The sequence below is a fragment of the Aestuariispira insulae genome (genome assembly GCF_003385955.1).
Classification (GTDB): Bacteria; Pseudomonadota; Alphaproteobacteria; order UBA8366; family Aestuariispiraceae; genus Aestuariispira; species Aestuariispira insulae.
In genome coordinates, this window is the sequence record NZ_QRDW01000002.1 from 432887 (window position 1) to 453553 (window position 20667).

Annotated in this window: 22 protein-coding genes; 10 read left to right on the forward strand and 12 right to left on the reverse strand. The window is 58.4% G+C overall.

The window, feature by feature from the left end:
• Positions 1–45: 45 nt before the first annotated feature.
• The 3 genes from DFP90_RS08060 (at position 46) to DFP90_RS08070 (ending at position 2367) form a co-directional block, all read left to right on the forward strand.
• Complete coding sequence (locus tag DFP90_RS08060) at positions 46–522, forward strand: RT0821/Lpp0805 family surface protein (RefSeq protein WP_115935939.1); 477 nt, start codon at positions 46–48, stop codon at positions 520–522.
• Between the two features lie 223 nt (positions 523–745).
• The gene (locus DFP90_RS08065) at positions 746–1648 is read left to right on the forward strand and encodes a DnaJ C-terminal domain-containing protein (RefSeq protein WP_115935940.1); all 903 of its coding nucleotides are present in this window, start codon (positions 746–748) and stop codon (positions 1646–1648) included.
• Between the two features lie 92 nt (positions 1649–1740).
• On the forward strand, positions 1741–2367 hold the full coding sequence (locus DFP90_RS08070) for a class I SAM-dependent methyltransferase (protein WP_115935941.1): 627 nt from the start codon (positions 1741–1743) through the stop codon (positions 2365–2367).
• Here DFP90_RS08070 and DFP90_RS08075 read toward each other — a convergent pair.
• On the reverse strand, positions 2329–2952 hold the full coding sequence (locus tag DFP90_RS08075; protein WP_115935942.1) for a methyltransferase family protein: 624 nt from the start codon (positions 2950–2952) through the stop codon (positions 2329–2331). The two genes, DFP90_RS08070 and DFP90_RS08075, sit on opposite strands and share 39 nt — an antisense overlap.
• Before the next feature lie 122 nt (positions 2953–3074).
• Positions 3075–4556: a YihY family inner membrane protein gene (locus tag DFP90_RS08080; RefSeq protein ID WP_115935943.1), complete on the reverse strand. Its 1482-nt coding sequence runs from the start codon at positions 4554–4556 to the stop codon at positions 3075–3077.
• 213 nt (positions 4557–4769) lie between these two features.
• On the opposite strand from DFP90_RS08080, the gene fabI reads away from it, so the two are divergent.
• The 4 genes from fabI to DFP90_RS08100 all read left to right on the forward strand — a co-directional run bounded on the left by fabI (position 4770) and on the right by DFP90_RS08100 (position 7980).
• Positions 4770–5615 carry an enoyl-ACP reductase FabI gene (gene fabI, locus DFP90_RS08085; RefSeq protein ID WP_115935944.1) on the forward strand — a complete coding sequence of 282 codons (846 nt, stop codon included), beginning with the start codon at positions 4770–4772 and terminating at the stop codon, positions 5613–5615.
• 104 nt (positions 5616–5719) lie between these two features.
• Complete coding sequence (aroC, locus tag DFP90_RS08090; RefSeq protein ID WP_115935945.1) at positions 5720–6808, forward strand: chorismate synthase; 1089 nt, start codon at positions 5720–5722, stop codon at positions 6806–6808.
• A gap of 13 nt (positions 6809–6821) precedes the next feature.
• On the forward strand, positions 6822–7688 hold the full coding sequence (locus DFP90_RS08095) for a GNAT family N-acetyltransferase (protein WP_115935946.1): 867 nt from the start codon (positions 6822–6824) through the stop codon (positions 7686–7688).
• Positions 7660–7980, forward strand: coding sequence for a hypothetical protein (locus DFP90_RS08100; protein ID WP_115935947.1), 321 nt, complete (start codon positions 7660–7662; stop codon positions 7978–7980). Before DFP90_RS08095 ends, DFP90_RS08100 begins: the two co-directional genes overlap by 29 nt.
• A 36-nt stretch (positions 7981–8016) precedes the next feature.
• On the opposite strand, the gene DFP90_RS08105 is transcribed toward DFP90_RS08100, so the two are convergent.
• From DFP90_RS08105 to DFP90_RS08115, 3 genes are all read right to left on the reverse strand, one after another.
• Positions 8017–9156 (reverse strand): trans-sulfuration enzyme family protein, encoded by a 1140-nt coding sequence (locus DFP90_RS08105; RefSeq protein ID WP_115935948.1) that lies wholly within the window; start codon positions 9154–9156, stop codon positions 8017–8019.
• A 69-nt stretch (positions 9157–9225) separates the two neighbouring features.
• The gene (locus DFP90_RS08110; RefSeq protein WP_181905247.1) at positions 9226–9651 is read right to left on the reverse strand and encodes a hypothetical protein; all 426 of its coding nucleotides are present in this window, start codon (positions 9649–9651) and stop codon (positions 9226–9228) included.
• On the reverse strand, positions 9648–11249 hold the full coding sequence (locus DFP90_RS08115) for a hypothetical protein (RefSeq protein WP_147300974.1): 1602 nt from the start codon (positions 11247–11249) through the stop codon (positions 9648–9650). The genes DFP90_RS08110 and DFP90_RS08115 overlap by 4 nt, the downstream gene beginning before the upstream one ends.
• A 105-nt stretch (positions 11250–11354) precedes the next feature.
• On the opposite strand from DFP90_RS08115, the gene DFP90_RS08120 reads away from it, so the two are divergent.
• From DFP90_RS08120 to DFP90_RS08130, 3 genes are all read left to right on the forward strand, one after another.
• A complete protein-coding gene (locus DFP90_RS08120) occupies positions 11355–11786 on the forward strand; it encodes a bleomycin resistance protein (protein WP_115935950.1) in 432 nt (143 codons plus the stop codon).
• 93 nt (positions 11787–11879) lie between these two features.
• Positions 11880–12377, forward strand: coding sequence for a hypothetical protein (locus DFP90_RS08125; RefSeq protein ID WP_115935951.1), 498 nt, complete (start codon positions 11880–11882; stop codon positions 12375–12377).
• A 9-nt stretch (positions 12378–12386) separates the two neighbouring features.
• A complete protein-coding gene (locus tag DFP90_RS08130; protein ID WP_115935952.1) occupies positions 12387–12578 on the forward strand; it encodes a hypothetical protein in 192 nt (63 codons plus the stop codon).
• Positions 12579–12675: 97 nt separating this feature from the next.
• On the opposite strand, the gene DFP90_RS08135 is transcribed toward DFP90_RS08130, so the two are convergent.
• From DFP90_RS08135 to DFP90_RS08165, 7 genes are all read right to left on the reverse strand, one after another.
• Complete coding sequence (locus DFP90_RS08135; protein WP_115935953.1) at positions 12676–13458, reverse strand: MinD/ParA family protein; 783 nt, start codon at positions 13456–13458, stop codon at positions 12676–12678.
• Positions 13451–14449, reverse strand: coding sequence for a flagellar biosynthesis protein FlhF (locus DFP90_RS08140; RefSeq protein WP_115935954.1), 999 nt, complete (start codon positions 14447–14449; stop codon positions 13451–13453). The genes DFP90_RS08135 and DFP90_RS08140 overlap by 8 nt, the downstream gene beginning before the upstream one ends.
• A gap of 87 nt (positions 14450–14536) precedes the next feature.
• Positions 14537–16687, reverse strand: a complete 2151-nt coding sequence (gene flhA / locus DFP90_RS08145) for a flagellar biosynthesis protein FlhA (RefSeq protein ID WP_115935955.1) — start codon at positions 16685–16687, stop codon at positions 14537–14539.
• Positions 16688–16757: 70 nt separating this feature from the next.
• On the reverse strand, positions 16758–18185 hold the full coding sequence (gene flbD, locus DFP90_RS08150; protein WP_115935956.1) for a sigma-54-dependent transcriptional regulator FlbD: 1428 nt from the start codon (positions 18183–18185) through the stop codon (positions 16758–16760).
• Positions 18186–18223: 38 nt separating this feature from the next.
• On the reverse strand, positions 18224–19060 hold the full coding sequence (locus DFP90_RS08155; protein ID WP_115935957.1) for a motility protein A: 837 nt from the start codon (positions 19058–19060) through the stop codon (positions 18224–18226).
• A gap of 91 nt (positions 19061–19151) precedes the next feature.
• The gene (gene fliN, locus DFP90_RS08160) at positions 19152–19556 is read right to left on the reverse strand and encodes a flagellar motor switch protein FliN (RefSeq protein ID WP_115935958.1); all 405 of its coding nucleotides are present in this window, start codon (positions 19554–19556) and stop codon (positions 19152–19154) included.
• Between the two features lie 10 nt (positions 19557–19566).
• Complete coding sequence (locus DFP90_RS08165) at positions 19567–20610, reverse strand: FliH/SctL family protein (RefSeq protein ID WP_115935959.1); 1044 nt, start codon at positions 20608–20610, stop codon at positions 19567–19569.
• Positions 20611–20667 lie beyond the last annotated feature (57 nt).

Sequence of the window (20667 nt, forward strand, 5' to 3'; positions counted from 1 at the left end):
CCGCAATGCGACAAATGGGTCGTGAGATCATTAGGAGCGATAAAAATGAATGCGTCCAAAACCATTTTGCCCGCCTTGGCCGTTGCCCTCGCGCTGTCGGGCTGTGCTAACAGGGATACCGGTACCGGCGAGGTGGTGGGCACCGTTGGTGGTGTTTTGCTTGGCGGCCTTGTCGGCAGCCAGTTTGGCGGCGGGTCCGGCCGTGTGGTGGCAACTGTGATCGGGGCCGGGCTTGGTGGATATCTTGGCAACCAGATTGGTGCCAGGCTCGACGAAGCGGACCGCCGCGAGGCCCAGACCGCCATGGCCAATTCCATGGAATATAATGCCGATGGTGAATCTGGTGCTTGGCACAATCCCAATAATGGTCACAACGGCACGGTCAGCCCGACCCGGACCTATTACAATGCGGAAAACAAGCCCTGTCGGGATTTTACCCATGTGATCGAGGTGGATGGCAAATCCGAGGAGGTAAAGGGCACGGCCTGCCGCAATCCAGGCGGTGAATGGGTCGTGGAATAACGCATACCCAATTGATAAAACAGGTTTGGCCGGGTGCCGGGGGACTGGAAAATCCCGGCGAATCTGCCTATCTAATTGGCGGTAGGGCGATTCCGCTCTACAGTGAGGCCAATAGGCAATTTTTGGCCTGAGCGAGTGCTTTTTTGGGATAAAGCGTTTTAAAAGCGCCCAATGGTTTTCGGCTTCGTAAAGGCAGGTAGTTGAAGTGGTTAGCGCGAGTACAATGAAGGATCCATACGAGATTTTGGGCGTCGCCAAAGGCGCATCGGATGCCGAGATCAAATCGGCCTATCGTAAGCTTGCAAAAGAGCTGCATCCGGATCTCAATCCAGATGATTCGATCGTTGAGCAGCGTTTTAAGGAAGTGACTGCCGCTTATAACCTTCTGACTGACAAGGAAAAGCGGGCGAAATATGACCGCGGCGAAATTGGACCTGACGGGGCGCCGAGGGCTGATTTCGGATTTGGCGGCGGAGGCTTCGGCGGCGGTTTCGGTGGTGGCGGTTTCGGTGGTGCCGGGGCTGAGGATATCTTTGCCGACCTGTTTGGCCGCGGCCGTTCCCGGGGCAAGTCCCGCACGGTACGGATGAAGGGCAAGGATGTGAATTACACCATCCGGGTCTCTTTTGAAGAAGCCGCCAAGGGTGTCCGTCGCCGGGTGAAGCTGTATGACGGAAATTCCGTTGAGGTTACTATCCCTGCCGGTACAACGGATGGCCAGACCCTGCGTTTGAAGGAAAAAGGCACACCCGGCATGGGCGGGGGCCCGGCGGGTGACGCCTATGTGGAAGTCCATGTGGATGCCCATCCGTATTTTGAGCTGGATGGCCGCGATATCTTTGTTGATGTGCCGATCTCCTTGTCGGAGGCGGTTCTCGGTGGAAAAATTACCGTGCCAACCATTCATGGCTCTGTTGCGGTGACAGTGCCGGCAGGCTCGAATACCGGCAACACCCTGCGCCTCAAAGGCAAAGGGGTTGCGCCCAAGTCCGGTGCGGCCGGGGACCAATATGTCCGCCTCAAGGTGATGCTGCCGGAAAAACCGGACAAGCAGCTGGTGGATTTCATCCGCGAATGGTCCAGTGATTACGATTATGATGTGCGAAAGCGGCTGAAAGACAGCTAAGCGCCTTCATATCGCCTTTCTTTCGTCCAACCTGGTTCCTGATTGCGGCTTAACCTGCCGCCATCGTTAGAACCGGGAAGGGCATTTGAATAATGATGAATCATAATCGACAGGCTGTCAGCGCCATGCGCCGGCAGGTCTCTTTCTTTGCTGCCAGCCTGTCTTCGCCAAGGCGGACAGGCGCGCTGGCCCCCAGCTCCGGGATGCTGGGACGGGCCATGGCGCGTGCGGCAGGTGCCTCCGATCCGGCGAAAATTCTCGAGTTCGGTCCCGGCACCGGCACAGTGACCAGCAAATTGATTGAGGCTGGTGCGCGGGAAGAGAATTTGACGTTGGTGGAGTTGAATCCGGTCTTTGCCCATCTGCTGGCGGACCGCTTTCCTTTGGCGCGGGTGATTTCGGGCGAGGCGTTGGCGGTTGCCGAGGCGTTAAGGCAGGAAAGGACCATGTTTTCCAGCGTCGTTTCCAGTCTTCCCTGTATGAATTTCCCGCATGAATTTCGAGAAAACCTGCTGGTGAAATCAATGGAACTGCTGCAGCCGGGGCGGCCGTTGGTGCAATTCACCTACAGTCTCGCCCCGCCTTTGCCAAAGCTTCCGACAGTCCGGGTGACCAGGACCCGCAGGATCTGGGCCAATATGCCGCCGGCGGTTGTCTGGAGTTATCGGATCCGGTTGGGATCAGGGCAGGGTGAAGAGCGGGGCGAAAACGCCGGATAGGCGCGCTTCGGCCAGCAGGTTAAAGATTGGCCAGCAGGCCAGCAGGCAAGCCCCATCACGCAAGGTGATCAGCATGAGACGCGGCCGGGTTTCGATATGAGCCTGATCGCGCCAGGCGGACAAACGGGGTAGCCAGCGACCGGTCCGGAAACAATAATCCTGGTATTCCGGGCTAAAATTCTTTGCCAGATATCGTTCTTCGCGCAAGATCACCCAATTGAAGACCAGAAAGGCGGAGAGGGTGAAAAAGGCGGTCAGCACAAAACTTCCGGTCAATAACCCCAAACCACAAGTGCCAATCAGGGAAAAGACGTAAAGCGGATTTCGGCATAGGCTGTAGGGGCCGATGGTGACCAGGGCGGTTTTCTTCTTTGCCGCAATATAAAGGGTGCACCAGCACCTGCCCAGGATTGCCAGGCAGATCAGGCCCAGACCGATACCGTGCATATAGGATTGCACGGAACCATCCCATCGGGGGGCAATCACGCTGACCAGCACCAGGCTGACGGCAATGATCAAGGCAAGAAAATGTTTGCGATGCTTTTGTGTGCGGGAAAGGGATGTGTGGTCGATACTCTCTGACATGGCCTTTGCTTTCAATCGTGGAGGCTGCCCCGCGTGGTGGGGCTGATTACCGGCAATTGACCATGATCATCTGAATGGAATCTGAATATCTTTTGCTTGGGTCGGTGAGATTATGAAACGGCTTATCTTCCGCTGATCAGCAGGCCTAGCCCCAGAAGAGAGAGCAGGCGGGCAAAAGACCCCTCTCGTTCCGCCGCCAGTTCTTTGTTGGCGGTGCCGTCAACCTGCTCAAGCGGCTGGATTTCATCCTCTTTCGGAGCGGCCAGCAGATCACTCAGGGGGACAGATAGATTGGATTCATTGCTTTTCCTGGCATCGTTGAGGCGTTGTTGGAGGCGCTGTCCCCAAGCTTCGCGCAACTGGCTTCTGCCCAGGCGTGGGGGCAGGGTGAGTTCCAGTTCGTCCGCCAGTTTATCAAGGCTCTGGTTTTCCAGGTTACGGACCAGATGGCAGGCGCCATTTTCCGCGCGTGCCAGATATTGGCCTTTTTCCAGGGCCTGGATCGTGCTGGAAAACAGATTCGGGCCCAACTTGGTCCGGATCGCCAATTGGCGCTCGGGAATGCCAAGGCCTGTTTCCGCGGCCAATTTCAACTGGTGCAGCACGGAAAGTGCGGCGGCCAAACGTTTGACCGGGGCGGCATGATGGTCGTCAACCCGGCGGCTGCCGGCGCGCCATTCCGGCAGGCTGGCGGTTAATTCGGCGCAAAAGAGCACCACAATCCAGCTGAGATAGACCCAAAGCAGGAAAATCGGCACCGTTGCCATGGCGCCATAGATGGTTTCGTAGGTCGGGAAGGACCGGATGTACCAGCCAAAACCCGCTTTCAACCCTTCAAACAGAGTACCGGCCAGCAACCCGCCGATCATCGCATCCCGGCGTCGGACCGGATAATTGGGGATGATCGCAAATAGCAGGCTGAAGCCGATGACTTCCATCAGGAAAGGCGAGATGCTGATCAGCCAACCCAGTGAACCGGTATAATCTTCGACCCCGCTGGTCTGGGCCATGGTGAAAAGATAACTGCTCAAGGACAGGCTGGCACCGAACAGGATGGGGGCAATGGTCAGGACCGCCCAATAGATTGCCAGCCGGCTGATGATTGTGCGCGGGTTTTTAACCCGCCAGATGGTGTTCATCGCGCCCGAGATATTCATCAGGAGCATGATCGCGCTGATGCCGAGGAAGATGATGCCAACCGCGGTCAGGCCAGAGGTTTTTGAGGTGAATTGTTCCAGGTAGCCCTGAACCTCGATCCCGACACCGGGGATGAAATTTTCGAAAAGGAAGGATTGGATCTGGGTTTTCAGGCGCTCAAAAGCCGGAAAAGCGGCAAAAATGGCAAAGCTGATCGCCAGCAGCGGCACCATGGCCAGCAGGGAAGAAAAAGTCAGGGCCGAGGCGCGTTGCTGCATATGATCCATTAGAAAACGTCGGAAGACATAGAGGGTCAATGTCGGCAAATCCCACAGAGAATCATCCCGATAGCGGACTTTTTTGCGTGTTGTGGCCGCCTTTTTGGGCTGTGCCGGCTGTTTTGCAGGGCTTTCGGCCTCGTTCGCCGGTGATTTTTGAGTCGCCTTATTGGTATTCTCTGGTGTCATCCTGCAGCCTCAAACCTGGGAAAAGCGCAATATCCTTAATGGTTTGCTGTGCCAGTTTGCAATGATTATAGCGTGATCATAACGCGCTGTCTTGGAATACCAAGCTTCCTTTGACCTGCCGGTGAAACCGCGTATGATACCGGCTCTTGCCTGCGATGGGTTAGCCGCGCCTCCAGCCGGCACGCGGGACATAAAGGAATAACAGAGGTGGAAATGAACAATCCTGCACAATTGATGGCCGGGAAGCGCGGCCTCATTCTGGGTTTGGCGAATGATAAATCCATTGCCTGGGGCATTGCCAAGGCTTTGCATGCCCATGGGGCGGAACTGGCTTTCACTTATCAGGGTGAAGCATTGTTGAAGCGGGTCAAGCCGCTGGCGGAATCCCTGGGATCCGATTTTGTGCTGCCGTGCGATGTGACTGATGAGAACAGCATGGACGAAGTCTTTGCCGCCATTCAGGAAAAATGGGGTACATTTGACTTTATGGTTCATGCGGTCGCTTTTTCCGACAAGGAAGAACTGAAAGGCAAATATCTGGCGACCACGCGCGATAACTTCCTGCGCACCATGGATATTTCCTGTTATTCCCTGACCGCGCTGTCCCAGCGTGCCGCCCCTTTGATGAATGAAGGTGGCTCTATTGTCACCTTGACCTATTACGGTGCCGAACGTGTGATGCCGCACTATAATGTCATGGGTGTCGCCAAGGCGGCCCTTGAGGCTAGCGTTCGTTATCTGGCCGTTGATATGGGCAACCAGGGGGTTCGCGTGAATGCCATTTCTGCTGGCCCGATCAAGACGCTGGCCGCCAGTGGCATCGGTGATTTCCGCTATATCCTGAAATGGAATGAATTGAACGCGCCCTTGAAGCGCAATGTGACCATCGACGAAGTGGGCGGCTCTGCGCTCTATCTTCTCTCCGATCTGGGCGCGGGTGTTTCCGGCGAAGTGCATCATGTGGATTGCGGTTATCACACCGTCGGCATGGTCGGCATTGATGCGGCTGAAGAAACCGCGGAATTGCTGGCGACTTTGAAGGGCAAGGCATCTTCCTGACGGTTTCGGCAATAATTTGCCGTTAACAGACTTGAACGGGGGCTATGGCGGTCTTACAAAGCCATAGTCCCCGTTTTTATTTGCGATTAAAGGGTAGTGTGATTATGTCCGGCAACGGTTTTGGCCATTTGTTCCGTTTCACCACTTTCGGCGAAAGCCATGGCCCGGCCATTGGCTGTGTGGTGGATGGCGTGCCGCCGATGATCGATCTGGAAGAGGCGGATTTGCAGGTCTATCTGGACCAGCGCAAGCCGGGCACGTCGAAATTCACCACCCAGCGCCGCGAGCCGGACCAGGTGAAGATCCTGTCCGGGGTTTTCGAGGGCAAGACCACCGGGACCTCCATCGGCCTGCTGATTGAAAATACCGACCAGCGTTCCAAGGATTATGGGGATATCAAGGATAAATTCCGTCCGGGCCATGCGGATTATACCTATTGGGAAAAATACGGTATCCGGGATTATCGCGGCGGCGGGCGTTCTTCTGCCCGTGAAACGGCCATGCGGGTTGCGGCCGGCGGCATCGCCCGCAAGATCCTGGATCATCTGATCGAGGGGGGCGTCCAGGTGCGCGGCGCGCTGGTCCAGATGGGCCCGCATAAGATCAATCGCGACAATTGGGACTGGGACCAGGTCGGGCAAAACCCGTTTTTCTGCCCCGATGCCAAGGCGGCGGAAGATTGGGCCGCCTATCTTGATGGGGTGCGCAAGGCGGGCTCCAGCTGCGGTGCCGTGATCGAGGTTCAGGCCTCGGGCGTGCCGGTGGGGCTGGGCGCGCCGGTTTATGACAAGCTGGATACCGATATTGCGCGTGCGATGATGTCGATCAACGCGGTCAAGGCGGTTGAGATCGGCAACGGGTTCGAAGCGGCGGCGTTATCAGGAGAAGAGAATGCTGATGAAATGCGCCCGGGCCCGGACGGCAAACCGGAATTTTCCTCCAACAATGCCGGCGGCATTCTGGGCGGCATTTCCACCGGCCAGGATATTGTCTGCCGTTTCGCGGTCAAACCGACCAGTTCGATCCTGACCCCGCGCCAGACGGTGGACAAGGATGGCAATGCCGCCGAGATCCTGACCAAGGGCCGCCATGATCCTTGTGTCGGCATCCGTGCGGTGCCGGTGGGCGAGGCGATGCTGGCCTGTGTCCTGGCCGATCATCTGATGCGTCACCGGGCGCAATGTGGGTTCTGACAGGGGAAAAAAGATGACTGCCCATTTCCGGCTGGACGGCCTGACGCCACAGGATATTGGCGATCTGATGAAGCTGACGGCGGCCGTGGGCTGGGATTTCACCCGCGATGAATGGTGGACCATGTTTGTGGCGGGACGGGTAATCGGACATCGAAATGACAAAGATTTTGCGGTCAGCTCAGCCGCCGTCCTGCCCTATGGGCCGGATTTTGCGGTCATCGGCGGGGTCATTGTCGATCCGAAGCGCCAGGGGCGCGGCCTGGGCCGCCAGGTGATGGAACGTGCCATCACCCTGCTGCCGGAAGAGGAAACCGCCACTTACGGACTGGTGGCGACCGATGAAGGCGCGCGCCTATACGAAAAACTGGGTTTCATCGAGGATAGCTTGCTGTGGAAGGCCTTCATGGACGGCCCCATGGATGAAGCGCCCTGTGAGCCTGATGGCCACGAGATCCGCGAACAGCTCGCCATGAAGGACCTCAATAACTTCATCAAGCTGGATGCAAAACTGTTTGGCCATCCCAGGGCGGAATTTATCAAACGCCGCTTTGGCCAGTCCCCGGAACGGGCCTTCCTCTATACGATGGATGGTGATCTGGTGGGGTATGCGCTGGGTGTCACCCGCGAGGATCTGATGATCATCGGGCCGGTCTCCGCGCCCAATCCGGAATTGGCGCTGGCCTTGATCAAATCGGTGGGCAGCCGCCATTCCGGCCGTCTGCGCATTGATATTCCCCATCGGCACAAACAGCTGATCACCGACTGCGTGGATGAGGGCTTTTCCCATCATTCCGACTGTCCGGTGATGAAAAAGGGGCCGGGCAAAGTCTCAAAAGGCTGGAAAAACTACTATGCGCTCGCGGCCCAAGCCTATCTCTGAAGAAACCGAAACCGAATGTATCAAGCTGGCGGGCATTGTCGCCAGTTTCACGGTCTGGTTCCTGATCGGCCTGACATTGGCTTCAATTGGGTTGGTGGCGAACTGGCCCGACAAGGAACTGGGCTTTCTGCCAGTTTTGATGTTCCTGGCGGTGCTGCCACTGGCCCTGAGCGGTGGCTATTTTCTCTGGATGCGCCGGTTTGCCGGTTTCATCATACGGGTGGGTGCCATGCTGGTCGAAATGATGAGTTGGCTTCGCTTTCTGGGATCATTTTGGCGCATCTTTGATTGAGGTTGACCACCCGCAATCCTGAGCCTATTCCGTGTCTCAGCCTGGAAAAGCCTGTTCTAGATCTGCCAACAGGTCCCAGCAATCCTCGATTCCGACCGACAGGCGCAAGAGGTCATCCGGCACGGGAGAGTCCGGCCCCTCGATCGAATAGCGGTGCTCGATCAGGCTTTCCACGCCGCCAAGGGATGTGGCGCGCTTCCAGAGCTTCGTGCGCTCTGTCACCCGGATGGCGGCCTCCATCCCGTCTTTCAGGCGGATGGAAAGCATGCCGCCAAAGCCATCCTTCATCTGTTTGCAGGCGGTGATATAACCGGGATCGCTTTCCAGGCCCGGGTAAAGCACTTCTGACACGGCGGGATGGTCTTCCAAGCGGTAGGCCAAGTTGAGCGCATTTTCGCTCTGTCGTTTCACCCGCAGCGGCAGGGTGCGCATGCCGCGCAGCAGCAGGCTGGCCTCCTGCGGGCCCAGAATGGTGCCAAGCTGGGCCCGGATCTGTTTGATGGCAGCCCAGAAATCATCCTGTTCCCGGCAGGCCAGTGCCCCCGCGATCACGTCAGAATGGCCGTTTAGATATTTGCTGGCGGAATGCATGACGATATCTGCCCCCAGATCCAGCGGCCTGGTATGCACAGGGGTTGCCACTGTGCTGTCGACCGCCAGCTTGGCCCCGGCATTGCGGGCAATGACGGCGCAGGCGGCAATGTCGCTCACCGTCCAGAGCGGATTGCCGGGCGTTTCCAGCCAGATCAGTTTGGTCTTGCCAGGGATCACGGCGACGTCGATGGCGTTTGGATCCGTGGCGTCCACCAGGGAGAGTTCCAACCCGTGCTTTTTGCACCAGTCCACCAGCCAGTTGCGGAATGCCCAATACATGACCCCGGGTGCCACGATATGGGCACCTGGAGCGAGCGCCATCACCACAGCAGTTGCCGCCGACATGCCGGAGGAAAAGACCAGGGCGTCCGCGCCGTTTTCCAGCCGGGCCAACAGGGCCTCGGCGGGGGCGAAGGTTGGGTTGTCGGTCCGGGCATAGAGCGGGCTTGCCGGGTCCGGGCTTCTGGCGTCGCGCACGTAAGTGGTGGCCAGATGCACGGGCGGCACGACAGCCCCAGTTTCCCGATCCACATGCCCCAGCGCCTGGGCGGCAAGCGTGTCGTTTTTCCAGTTCTCGGACATGACTTTATCTTTCTGGGAAGCGAGACATATAGCGGGCAGAAAAGTAATAGTTCTTCTGAAGGGGAGATATCAGAAGCCTGCCAGCCTCGCCAACAGGAAACCATTATCCCATTTCGGCTGGCGGTCTTCCACCATGACCCGGTGGCCGCGGTCCAGGCCCTTGGCGTCGGCCTCGACCCGGATCTGGATCCAGCGGGCCACCAATTCGTTGTTCAGATCATCCAGGATGGTCAGGGCCAGTTCTTCCAGGCTGGCAAAGGCGTGGCGGTCAAATTCATGCAAGTACAGCTCAAAGGCCTGGGTGGTCAGCAACAGTTTGTCCGGCACGTAAAAGAGATGCACGGTGGCATAATCGTCGACCGCCTTAACACTCAATTCGCACAGATAATCGACCGCGGGATTGGGATTGGGCGCAGTTTCCAGTGTCGACTGGCGCTTGATCCGATCCGGCATGTCTCCCCGTTCCAATAGCTGGCTTTCGTCCTTGGCCGTCATATGGTCACCCCTCCCTTGGCGGCCGTTTTTAATTCGTCGGCCGTGACTTCGAATTGTGGGGCCACATGAAAGCCTACCGTGCCGGACATGCCAAGCGCGGAAATGGTTTCGTAATATAGAGCGCGGATGCCGTCGCGCAATTCCGCGTCCAGCGGGGTTTGCGTGCGGATCATCAGGTCCAGCTGTTTCTGTCGGCTCATGCCGTCAAACTGCATCGGACCCAGGGTGGAAAAATTCGCTTCGACGATAAAGCGCTTGTCTTCCTTTTTCCTTTTTTCCCGCGTTTCCTCATCTTCATCCTCGGGGCGGTCGCGTAGATACAGCTTCACATCATCCAGGTTGCCATCCGCCAGGACCGGCATGTGATAGACACGCCAATCCCGGCCAGCCGGATCGGTGGTGCGCCCCTGGGCCGCCTGGAAGGTATTGGTCAGGCGTCCGGCACTGCCCTTGGATTGTGCTTCCAGCGCTTTCAGCGTGTCTTTGCCCAGCCACCGGTCAACCGCGCCGCCGCGCATGGCATTGAACAGGAACATCAAGGTGGTGCCGAGGGCGGGCGAGGATTGCGGGACGATGGAAAGCAGCCTGGTGGCTGCCGCCGGGTTGCCCGCCTGCAGCAGGGCCATGGCTTCCTGCAAGGCCTGCCAGCGCAGGCCCATATCGGCGGCATTCAATTGATTGGCGGTGGCGGAAAGCTGGGGCTGGCCGGTTATCATCAATTGCAAGGACGTGCCGATGGGCAGGGCCTGGCTGGTGGGCAGGGACAGGGTGCCGGCCGGCGTCTGCACAATGGTCTGGCTGGCGCTGGACGAGGTGACGGTACCGGTCAGCAGCATATTGCCGCTTTTGGCGGCTGCTGCCGGATAGGGCGGCAGAGGGCCGCCATTGGGCAGCGCGATATTGAGGATGCGCATAGGCACGGAATACCCGCCCGGCAATTGCGCCTGGGCCTGGCCCTGACTGTTGCCGGTGACAGATCTGATTGCCTGGGCAATCTTGGCTAGCGGGCCGCTGGGCCCTTTTGCCGGGGCATCGGTTGCCGCAGCGGCGGGCGTATTGCCTCGTGGCTGGGGGGATGGGGCCGGTCCGCTTTGCGGCGGCAGGCCACTGGTGCTCAGGACCACTTGGCCCTGGGCGTTGGTGACTTGCGCGCCCTGGCTGAGCACGGTAGCCAGCAGGTTACTGCCCTGGGTCAGGTTGGTGACCACGGTTTGGGCCGGCTGGCTGGTTGGGGCGGAAATCAGCTTGTTCAACAGGCTGTTGGCCTGTTGCAGCAGGTTCAGCTGGGTCGATTGCAGATGAGGCTGGGTCTGGATCTGTACGGTGGCGGGTGGCCCTGCCGATTGCAGGATCAGATTCACAGCGCTTCCCTTGGGCGGCGGGTTATTGGTCGCCAGGGTGACATTGCCCTGGGCGGTTTTCACCGTGATCTGGCCCTGGTCCGGACGGGCCACCACTTCACCGGCAATATTCTGTCCGGCGCGCAGGATCTGCAGGGCCGATCCAGGAATGGACACAGCCTGGCCAATACTGCCCGCGGGCGCGGCAGCGCTATTGGGGGCGGGTGTATTTCCGCCTGTGGGTGTGACCGTATTCATGCCGGAATCCATTCAAGAAGCATGCCGTTATCGACAGTATAGCATGGCCAGGCTGGGGAGAAGAGGGTAAACAAAATCAAGGACTTCAAAAGAAGAGGGGGCAAAATGCAAGAGCCGCGAGCATGGGCGCGATTGGTGCCGGAACTGATGGTGAGCGATTTTGACGCGAGCCTGGGTTTTTATCAGACAATATTGGGATTTTCCTTTCTCTATGGCCGGGAGAATTTTGCCTATCTCGACCGGGAAGGGGCTCAGATCATGATAGAGCTGCAGAGCGACGACCCCGCCTGGAAAACAGGCACACTTTCAAAGCCTTATGGCAGAGGTGCCAATTTCCAGATAGAGGTGGTGGATGTGGCCTCACTCTATAGAACCGTGATCGAGGCGGACTGTGAGGTCCGGTTGCCGCTGGAAGAGGCATGGTACCGGATGGATGATGGAACAGAGACCGGCAACCGCCAGTTCATGATCCAGGATCCGGATGGCTATCTGCTGCGTTTCTTTCAGGACCTTGGCACACGACCTGCCGTTTCCTGATCCGAAACTGTTTGTGTATGCGGCAATGCTTGTATCACGGGAAAACTGACTTTAAATTTTCCAAACGCGGGCATTAGGGGGCAGGGGGCAAGCATGTCGACATTACCGGAAAGGTTCATCGGTGACGCGCGGGAAGTGTCGCTGGGCGAGCGGGCGCATCTGGACTTTCCGCCGGACGATATCATCCGTATTGCCAATGATCCCGCCATGCGCCGGGAGCTGATCTCCCAGTTCCAGAATAATATCCAGGATCCGGAAACCCGTCAGATCATTCGGGATTATCTTAAGGATCTGTTGGATGATGAGCAGCATAATATTGAAAACCTGAATATTCTGGCCGAAGGGGTGAAATCCTTTGCCGGACGTCCCGCTGTTGCGGCCGCCGGCGGCGGTGTGGCGGCGATCCTGGCCGGTGTGACGGTCGGTTCCGTTGCCCTATTGACGGGCGGGATTGCGGCGATGGTTGCAGTGGGCGGTGCCTGGACCTATCTAAAGCTCAAGGCCAATCGCAACAGCCGCGATGTGGAACGGCTCAAGCGGCTGGAGCAGGGATTGGAAAACGAACTGGAAAAAGACGGCGAAAAAAGCTAGGATGACCTTATGGAAAGCATGGATCAAATGAGCAGCATTCTGACCTTCATTGGTCTTTTCGTCGGTGCCTGGGGCATTGCGGCTTCGCTTGCGGTGGTCTGCTATGCGCGCCTGCGCGAACGCCGGATGTACCGGGAACGCCATGGCGGCCTGGAACGCATGCTGTTGCAGCATAGCGTCAAATCCTCCGCCCGCCGGTAAGGCCCGAAACAGCCCCCCCTTTTCACGAAAAAGATAGATTGTGTCCGTCCGAAGGAATACGGGCGGCTGTACAGGGCATCAATGCCGGATATCGGGGTCAGCCGATACCACGCGCAATCTCTTCCACATCTTCCGCCGCTTCTGCCTGGGGGGACCGGGTCAGCAATGGCACCTGTTTGCGAATGGCCTCGCGCACCCGGTTGTCACGGCGGATCACACCGGACAACCCCGGTTCGAAGCCCAAGAAGTTGCCACAGGCCTTGGCCAGGGTCTTATAAGTTTTCTTGCCGCCCTCGCGGTTTTCCGCCGCATTGACAACCACTTCCAAAAAGGCTTCGGGTCGCTCAGCCCTTGTGACTTTCACAAAGGCATAGGCATCGGTCAGTGAGGTGGGCTCATCGGTGATCACCAGCAGGCACCGGTCGGCGAGGCCGGCCAGTTCCAGCACCGTATGATCGACACCGGCGGCCAGATCGATGATCACATGGTCATATTTTTGGGATAAAATCTCCAGATCCTGGATCAGCTTGGAAAGGCGGGGGGCCGGCAGGCGGGCCAGAGACCCTGTGCCGGACCGTCCGGCAATGATGTCAAAGCCGCCCTTGTCGGCTTCACTGCCCGGTCCATCCAGCTTATAGACAGCCTTTTCCAGGCTGATGGTGCCAGCCAAGACCGATCCCAGGTCGGATTCCGGCATCAACCCCAGTTGGATATCCACGTTGGCCAGGCCCAAATCACCATCAAACAGCAAGACCTTGCGGCCGCGGCGCGCCAATGCCTGCGCCAGCGTGATGGAGAACCATGTCTTGCCGACACCGCCCTTGCCGGAAGCAACGGCAATCAGGTTGTTTGCGCCAGTTTTGGGTTCCTGTTCAGCCATGGGTCTTTGCCTCTTTGGTTGCGGTTTCGGCCGGGAACAACGGGTCCCTGGTCTTGCCGCCGGATGGTAGCAGTTTATTGGCAAGTGTTTTCGCGCTCAGGCGATCAAGCCCGTTTGCAATATTGGGGGTGGCGGAATAATCGCAAAACGCCAGCCCCGCCGCATTGGCCGCCACCAGCAGCGCGCCGAATCGGTGGGCGATATCCAAGCCGGTGCAGATCAGATGCTTGGCCCCGACCGGGCGGAAAGCCTTGGCCAGGTCCGCGGTATCGTCCGCATCTCGTCCGGCATTGAGAACCAGCACCGGCTCAATATCGGTCGCTTCGCACAGCTCGACCAGATAGGCCAGTTCTTCCAGGTTGTAGGGATTGGTGCCGGGGCTGTCGATGAAGACGGTCTCGTCATCATGGCACCGGCTGAGCGCGTCGGCGAGCGCACGCCCGTTGGGGGCTTCAAACATCGGCACGCCCAGGCGCTCCGCATAGGCCGCCAACTGTTCCGCCGCGGTCAGGCGAACCGGGTCCGCCGCGATCACAACCGCTTTGCGACCGTTCAAGGCCTCCCTGGCGGCAAGCTTTGCGCAGGTGACCGTTTTTCCGGTGCCGGGCGGGCCGATCAAAAGCTTGGGTTTCGCGCCCTTGCCGGTTTCCAGGTTGGTAAAATGATTGGTCGCTTCCAATGCGCGCATCAGACAGTTTTCCGGACTGTCATCGGGTCCTTCGGAGGCGGCATTGACAATCGCGTCGGTGAATTCCTGGTTCAGGCCCTGGCGTTCCAGAACGGCAATCAGGCGGTCCATGGTTTCCGGCGAGGTGGTCTCGGCGGAAAAATCCATGGGCGTTTCGACCTGTTCGATGGCGGCGGTCACCCGCGCACCATCGGTGCCTTCCTCTTCCTGGGTCGCCACGATGATGGCGTCGGGCCCCAGTTGTTCCCGGACCTGGGCCAGTGCTTCGGCCAAACTGTCCGCGTGGAAAGTCTTTAAACGCATGGGCCGTTCAATATGCCTTTCACGATTGGGGTCTCGGTTACGATATCAATCATATTCGCCAATGATTACACGCATTTGTTGGATCGATCAAACCACATCGACAGTGCGGATGCGCGCCTTGGGATGAATTTCATTTTGCGACATGACCACGGTGACCGGACGGAACCGTTCGATGACGGAGCGCACATAGGGGCGGATGCCCGGCGACACCAGAAGAACCGGTGTTTCCCCGGCCATGGCCTGACGTTCAAAGGCCGCGCGCATCTTGGTGATGAATTCCTGCAGGTCACTGGGCGCCATGGCCAGCTGCCGGTTATCACCTTCGCCGATGATGGATTCATTGAAGGCCTGTTCCCAATCAGGTGACAGCGTGATCAGCGGGATGATGCCATCGGGGTTGGCGTTGACGTCGGAAAGCTGCCTTGCCAGGCGGGAGCGCACATGTTCGCCGATTTGGGTCAGGTTGTGGGTATAACCCGATGCCTCGGAAACGCCTTCCAGGATGGTTGGCAGGTCGCGGATAGAGACCCGTTCCGCCAGCAGATTCTGCAAGATCCGCTGCAATGCGCCCAGGCTGACCTGGCCGGGGATGATATCCTCAACCAGCTTTTGCTGGGATTTCGGCAATTCATCCAACAGTTTCTGTGTTTCCGCATAGGAAAGCAGCTCGGACATATTATCCTTCACCACTTCCGTTAGATGGGTGGTGATCACAGTGGAGGGATCGACCACCGTATAGCCGCGGAACATGGCTTCTTCACGCTGATGTTCCTGGATCCAGACGGCGGGCAGGCCGAAAGTGGGTTCAACGGTCGCCTCACCGGGCAGCGAGATCTTCTCGCCCCTGGGGTCCATCACCATCAGCATGTTGGGGCGCAGATCCCCGCGTCCGGCCTCAATCTCCTTGATCCGCAGGATATAGGTATTGGCGGGCAGTTGCAGGTTATCCTGAATGCGCACCGCCGGCATAACAAAGCCCAGATCTCCCGCCAATTGTCGTCTCAGGGCCTTGATCTGGTCGGTCAGGCGGTGTTCGCCATTGGCATTGAGCAGCGGCAGCAGGCCATAGCCCAGCTCCAGGCGGATCAGGTCGATCTGCAGGGCGGAGGAGATGGGCTCTTCCGCCGGGGCAATGGGGGCTTCCTCTTCCTCCCGCTTGGCGATTTCCTCGGCCGTTTTCTTGGCATCGGAGGTGCGTTTGAGCAGGAAGGCGCCGATCCCGCACCCGGCGGCCATCAGGAAGAAGGGCCAGGCCGGAATACCGGGGATAAGCCCCATGACAAACAAAAGCCCGCCGGCGATGCCGAGCGCACCCGGATAGCCGGTCAACTGGCCCAGCATGGCCTTGTCGGTCGCGCCAATAACACCGGCCTTGGTGACCAGCATACCGGCGGCGGTGGAAACGATCAGTGCCGGGATCTGGCTGACCAGACCATCACCGATGGTCAGCAGGGTATAGTTCTGCGCGGCTTCGGACATAGGCATATCGCGCTGAGCTACACCGATGATAATGCCGCCGATCACGTTAATAAAAGTGATCAGGAGGCCTGCGATGGCGTCACCGCGGACAAATTTCGAGGCACCATCCATGGCCCCGTAGAAGGAGCTTTCCGAGCTGAGATCTTCGCGCCGTTTGCGGGCGTCATCCTCATTGATCAGACCGGCCGACAGATCGGCGTCGATCGCCATCTGTTTGCCGGGCATGGCATCCAGGGTGAAACGGGCGGCGACTTCCGCGATCCTGCCCGCACCTTTGGTGATTACGATGAAGTTGATGATGACCAGGATCGCAAAGACGATGATACCGATCACATAGTTGCCACGCACGATGAAGGTACCGAACGCCTCAATGACGCGCCCCGCCGCATCCGTGCCGCTATGCCCTTCCGAAAGGATCAGCCGTGTGGAAGCGACGTTCAGCGCCAGTCGCAGCATGGTCGCAAACAGCAGGATGGTCGGAAATGACGTCAATTCCAGTGGTGATTTGATAAAGATCACCGTCATCAGGATCACTACGGAAAAAGTGATCGAGATGGAGAGCGACATATCCAGCAGCCAGGTCGGCATCGGCAGCAGCAGGACCGAGAGGATGCAGACAATAGCGATGGGGAGGATATAGTCCGTGCGGCTGAAAATACCGCGCAGACGCGAGGAAAAATCCCGCGAACCACCTTGAATAACCTGGGTGTCGCCGGGGCGGGGATTCTCAGCCGGAGGTGCGGGGTTGCTGTCCGCCATGGATGGCTCGGTCCTCTGTTACCTGTTACGGGTGCCTGACATGATGGGCGTTATCCTTGGAGGGGGAAGCCTATTGGCCAGCCCCCGGCTCCGGCACATTAAACCCGTCATCGGCATAGAGCTTCAATTTGTTTCGCAGCGTTCTGATGGATATCCCCAGGATATTGGCTGCATGGGTCCGGTTGCCCAGGCAATGATCCAGGGTATCGATGATCAACTGGCGCTCCACGTCGGCAACCGTGCGGCCGACCAGATTGCCGTTGGCATCGGTCATACCTTCGCCTGCGTCGCCTTGGTCCGCGGATACCGCTTCCGCCTGTGTCTCCTCAGCCGGTTGGCTGTCGCCGGTTGTTGGCTGTGCCGATACCGCCGCTGCCATATTGGCCTGGCCATATTGGCTGCCGGTCAGAATGATGGCGCTCTCGTCAATCTCGCTGCCATGGGCCAAAAGGATCGCGCGGTGCATGGTGTTTTCCAATTCGCGCACATTACCGGGCCAGTTATGACGCTCCAGCATGGCGATGGCCCCGCCACTCAGCGGTTTTTCCGGAACGCCGTTGGCTTCGGCATATTTCTTGGCAAAATGCTCGGCCAGGATCACGATATCCTGGCGGCGTTCCCGCAAGGACGGCAGTTGAATATTCACTACATTCAGGCGAAAATAAAGATCCTCGCGGAAATTGCCTTCCTTGATAGTCTGTTCCATATCGCGGTTGGAAGTGGCCAGGATCCGTACATCCACCTTTACCGGTTTTGATCCCCCGACCCGGTCAACCTCGCGTTCCTGGATCACACGCAGCAGTTTGGCCTGCAGGCGCAAGTCCATTTCGCTGATCTCATCCAGCAGGATAGTGCCGCCGTCGGCTTCCTCAAACTTCCCGATACGTCTGGCGACCGCGCCGGAAAAGGCCCCTTTTTCATGGCCGAAAAGCTCAGATTCCAAAAGATTTTCCGGAATGGCGGCACAGTTGATGGCAACAAAGTTACCGCTGGATCGGCGGCTCTTGTTGTGAAGATAGCGTGCCATGACCTCTTTACCGGTGCCGGATTCTCCGGTGATCAGGATGGAGGCGTCACTGGGCGCGATCTGATCCGCCAGCTTCAGGACCTGTTTGGTCGCGGGGTCGCGATGGATGATCGCGCTGTCTTCCTGGGCGACGGCTTCCAGGACGGCCGCGATCATTTCCGGATCCGGGGGCAGGGGGATATATTCCTTGGCCCCTTTCTGGATCGCCTGGGCAGCCTCTTCGGCGGATGTCCCCTCAATGCCGCAGGCAACGACCGGCACATGAATCCGTTCAGTCTCCAACTGTTTGACCAGCAGGTCGATCCGCATGCGCACATCCACCATGATCAGGTCCGCGCCCTGTCCGGCACGCAGGTTGGAAAGAGCCCCGTCGAGCGATTCAACGGCGACGACCTTGGCCCCGCGTTTATGCGCGATCTGGCCGGCGGTGGTCATATGCCCGTCCAAAGTTCCAATGATCAGCAATCGCATTTTTCTTCAATCCTCGGTTCCGTGGTCCGGAATCTTCATCAAGAGCCAAAATAATCCACCCGGTAGGCGGGCGGTAAAACAGTGTTTAGAAGCATCTCCAGGCGGCGCGGGTTTTCCTGCCGGCCAAGCGAGGCCGATGCCATCAGGTAGAGGTGGTTGAGCAGCATGTCCTCAGAGGTCATCTGTTCCATCTTGGAGGCCAGCGGCGTGAAGATCATATTAGCCAGGATGGCACCGTAAAACGTGGTCAGCAGAGCGACTGCCATGCTGGGGCCGATGGTGGACGGGTCTTCCAGATTGCCCAACATCTGAACCAGGCCGACCAGCGTCCCGATCAGCCCCATGGCAGGCGCGATGTCCGCGGCCTTACGCATGACCTTAACCGACCGGCTGTGGCGTTGGGCGGTGGCCTGGACCTCCTGGCTCATGATCCGCTCAATCTCATCCCCGGTTGCGCCGTCAATGACCATATTGATGCCTTTTTCCAGCATAGGCTGGCTGGAAATGGCGGGCATGTAATTTTGCAGCGCCAATACACCTTTGAACCGGGCGATCTGGGCCAGCTGCAGTAATTGCTGCGCGGCCTGGTTCGGGTTTTTCTGGGCGCGGAAAACAGTGCGTCCGGCGGTTTTGATGCTGGCCCACATATCCTGCAGTGAGAAACAGGCCGTGGTGACGCCAAAAGTGCCGCCAATAACGATCAGAACGGAGGGAAGATCGACAAAAGCCCCAGGGGTGCCGCCGAGGAAAATGGCGGAAATGATCAGCATCACCGAGCCCAGGATGCCGATCAGAGTGGCCAGATCCACCGAATACCGGCTGCTTGGCTGGGTCAGCGGCTTCTGTTCCCCCCTTTGATTTACATCTGTTGCCATCAGGCCAATGCTCCGTTCCAGTTCCCTGTTTTATCGCCTTGCCGCGAGCCCCCGTCACAAAACCCTGCGCGGGATAGGATTTAAAATTCGATCAGTTGGATGATTTCTCAGATTTGATGATCTCGGTCATCGTCACGCCCAGCTTATCATCCACCACAACCACTTCTCCACGGGCAACCAGCCGGTTATTCACATAAATATCAATGGCTTCTCCCACTTTACGGTCAAGCTCGACCACGGCGCCACGGCCCAGTTTGAGAAGTTGGCTGACCTGCATATGCGACTTGCCGAGAACGGCTGCCACCTGGACCGGGATTTCATAGACTGCTTCCAGGTCGCGTGCGCCGGTTGGCACGACCAGGGCTGCCGCCCTTGGATCGAATGCTTCGCCAACCTCGTCTTCAGCCTCAAGTTCTTCCAACGCAAGATTATCCTCCGCACCAGAGGGAGCATCCTGTTCTTCGGTGGGGGTACCTTCTTCATCATCCTGGATCATCAGGAAATCCTCACTCTTCTACTTTGGCTGCCGGATCGGTCATGTCCGGCCGGTTTGCTTCTTCCAGATCGGCTTCCGGCATCTCCGGGTTCATTTGTTCCGCGTCCATTTCTTCTGGGCCCATTTTTTCCTGGGGCGGCTGTGCCTGCTGGGGCAACGGATCGTCTGGTGTTTCAAGTGTTTCTGGTGTCGGCCTTGCGTCCGGTTCATCGATCATCTCACTTGGGGCTGTCTCTTCTGCGACCGGCATTTCCATGCTGGTGGCCGGGCCCGGCTCAAGGGCGGGTGCCGCGTCATGTGTCGTCTCGCCCTGGGCGGTGTCCGGCCCTGAAATTTCCTCTGCCTCCGGTATGGAATATTCCCCGGATGCATGGGCGACACAGCGGTCAATGGCCTCTTTGATGGCACCCCAGGTCTGTTCCATCTTGCGTTCGGTCCCGCCCTGGCCCCAATCCACTTTCACGTCGGACGGCCCCAGCGTGGGATCCGGCTTCACCACCAGTTTGCCTTCAAAACCGGATTCGACCGCAGCCTGGTTTAACTGCTCTTCCAGCATGTCGCGGGCATCGGCAGGGACTTTGATGATGACCCGGCCACCGTCTTCCAACGGCTCCAGGCATTCCTTGACCAGTGCAATAATCTCGTCCGAGCCGTGCAGCTTCACATAATGCGGCAGCAGGCGTTCAAAAATATCGCCTGTGATTTTCGCCAGCTGGGCAAAACTGCTTTCATTGGCCAGCGCCTGCCGATCGTGCAAAACCGCCAACTGGCCGGTGATGGTCTGCAAGGCGGTCAGGGTTTGGGCTTCGATCCCGTCCAGGGCCTGTTGGCTGCCTAGGCTTGATCCCTCCTGAAAGGCTGCTGTCTTGGCAGCTTCCAATTCTTCCTCGGAAAATGTCGGCGGTGGCGGGTTGCGTTCCAACTCCGCCTGGCGCTCGGCCTCTTCGCGGGCTTCCTGTTCCCGGATGGCAGCCTGGCGCGCCCGTTCGATCTCCGCCTCGTCAAAAGAGCGATCGAAGGTGAAGGGTCGGTATTTGAAAGCGCCTCCGGCCATTTTCCGTTCCGGTCCTTAAGATTAAAACAAACCAGCCCCAATCAGCAGGGCAGGGGG

Coding starts and splice junctions, on each gene's coding strand:
- DFP90_RS08060 (WP_115935939.1), top strand. CDS start 46: ATGAATGCGTCCAAAACCATTTTGCCCGCCTTGGCCGTTGCCCTCGCG.
- DFP90_RS08065 (WP_115935940.1), top strand. CDS start 746: ATGAAGGATCCATACGAGATTTTGGGCGTCGCCAAAGGCGCATCGGAT.
- DFP90_RS08070 (WP_115935941.1), top strand. CDS start 1,741: ATGATGAATCATAATCGACAGGCTGTCAGCGCCATGCGCCGGCAGGTC.
- DFP90_RS08075 (WP_115935942.1), bottom strand. CDS start 2,952: ATGTCAGAGAGTATCGACCACACATCCCTTTCCCGCACACAAAAGCAT.
- DFP90_RS08080 (WP_115935943.1), bottom strand. CDS start 4,556: ATGACACCAGAGAATACCAATAAGGCGACTCAAAAATCACCGGCGAAC.
- fabI (WP_115935944.1), top strand. CDS start 4,770: ATGAACAATCCTGCACAATTGATGGCCGGGAAGCGCGGCCTCATTCTG.
- aroC (WP_115935945.1), top strand. CDS start 5,720: ATGTCCGGCAACGGTTTTGGCCATTTGTTCCGTTTCACCACTTTCGGC.
- DFP90_RS08095 (WP_115935946.1), top strand. CDS start 6,822: ATGACTGCCCATTTCCGGCTGGACGGCCTGACGCCACAGGATATTGGC.
- DFP90_RS08100 (WP_115935947.1), top strand. CDS start 7,660: ATGCGCTCGCGGCCCAAGCCTATCTCTGAAGAAACCGAAACCGAATGT.
- DFP90_RS08105 (WP_115935948.1), bottom strand. CDS start 9,156: ATGTCCGAGAACTGGAAAAACGACACGCTTGCCGCCCAGGCGCTGGGG.
- DFP90_RS08110 (WP_181905247.1), bottom strand. CDS start 9,651: ATGACGGCCAAGGACGAAAGCCAGCTATTGGAACGGGGAGACATGCCG.
- DFP90_RS08115 (WP_147300974.1), bottom strand. CDS start 11,249: ATGAATACGGTCACACCCACAGGCGGAAATACACCCGCCCCCAATAGC.
- DFP90_RS08120 (WP_115935950.1), top strand. CDS start 11,355: ATGCAAGAGCCGCGAGCATGGGCGCGATTGGTGCCGGAACTGATGGTG.
- DFP90_RS08125 (WP_115935951.1), top strand. CDS start 11,880: ATGTCGACATTACCGGAAAGGTTCATCGGTGACGCGCGGGAAGTGTCG.
- DFP90_RS08130 (WP_115935952.1), top strand. CDS start 12,387: ATGGAAAGCATGGATCAAATGAGCAGCATTCTGACCTTCATTGGTCTT.
- DFP90_RS08135 (WP_115935953.1), bottom strand. CDS start 13,458: ATGGCTGAACAGGAACCCAAAACTGGCGCAAACAACCTGATTGCCGTT.
- DFP90_RS08140 (WP_115935954.1), bottom strand. CDS start 14,449: ATGCGTTTAAAGACTTTCCACGCGGACAGTTTGGCCGAAGCACTGGCC.
- flhA (WP_115935955.1), bottom strand. CDS start 16,687: ATGGCGGACAGCAACCCCGCACCTCCGGCTGAGAATCCCCGCCCCGGC.
- flbD (WP_115935956.1), bottom strand. CDS start 18,185: ATGCGATTGCTGATCATTGGAACTTTGGACGGGCATATGACCACCGCC.
- DFP90_RS08155 (WP_115935957.1), bottom strand. CDS start 19,060: ATGGCAACAGATGTAAATCAAAGGGGGGAACAGAAGCCGCTGACCCAG.
- fliN (WP_115935958.1), bottom strand. CDS start 19,556: ATGATCCAGGATGATGAAGAAGGTACCCCCACCGAAGAACAGGATGCT.
- DFP90_RS08165 (WP_115935959.1), bottom strand. CDS start 20,610: ATGGCCGGAGGCGCTTTCAAATACCGACCCTTCACCTTCGATCGCTCT.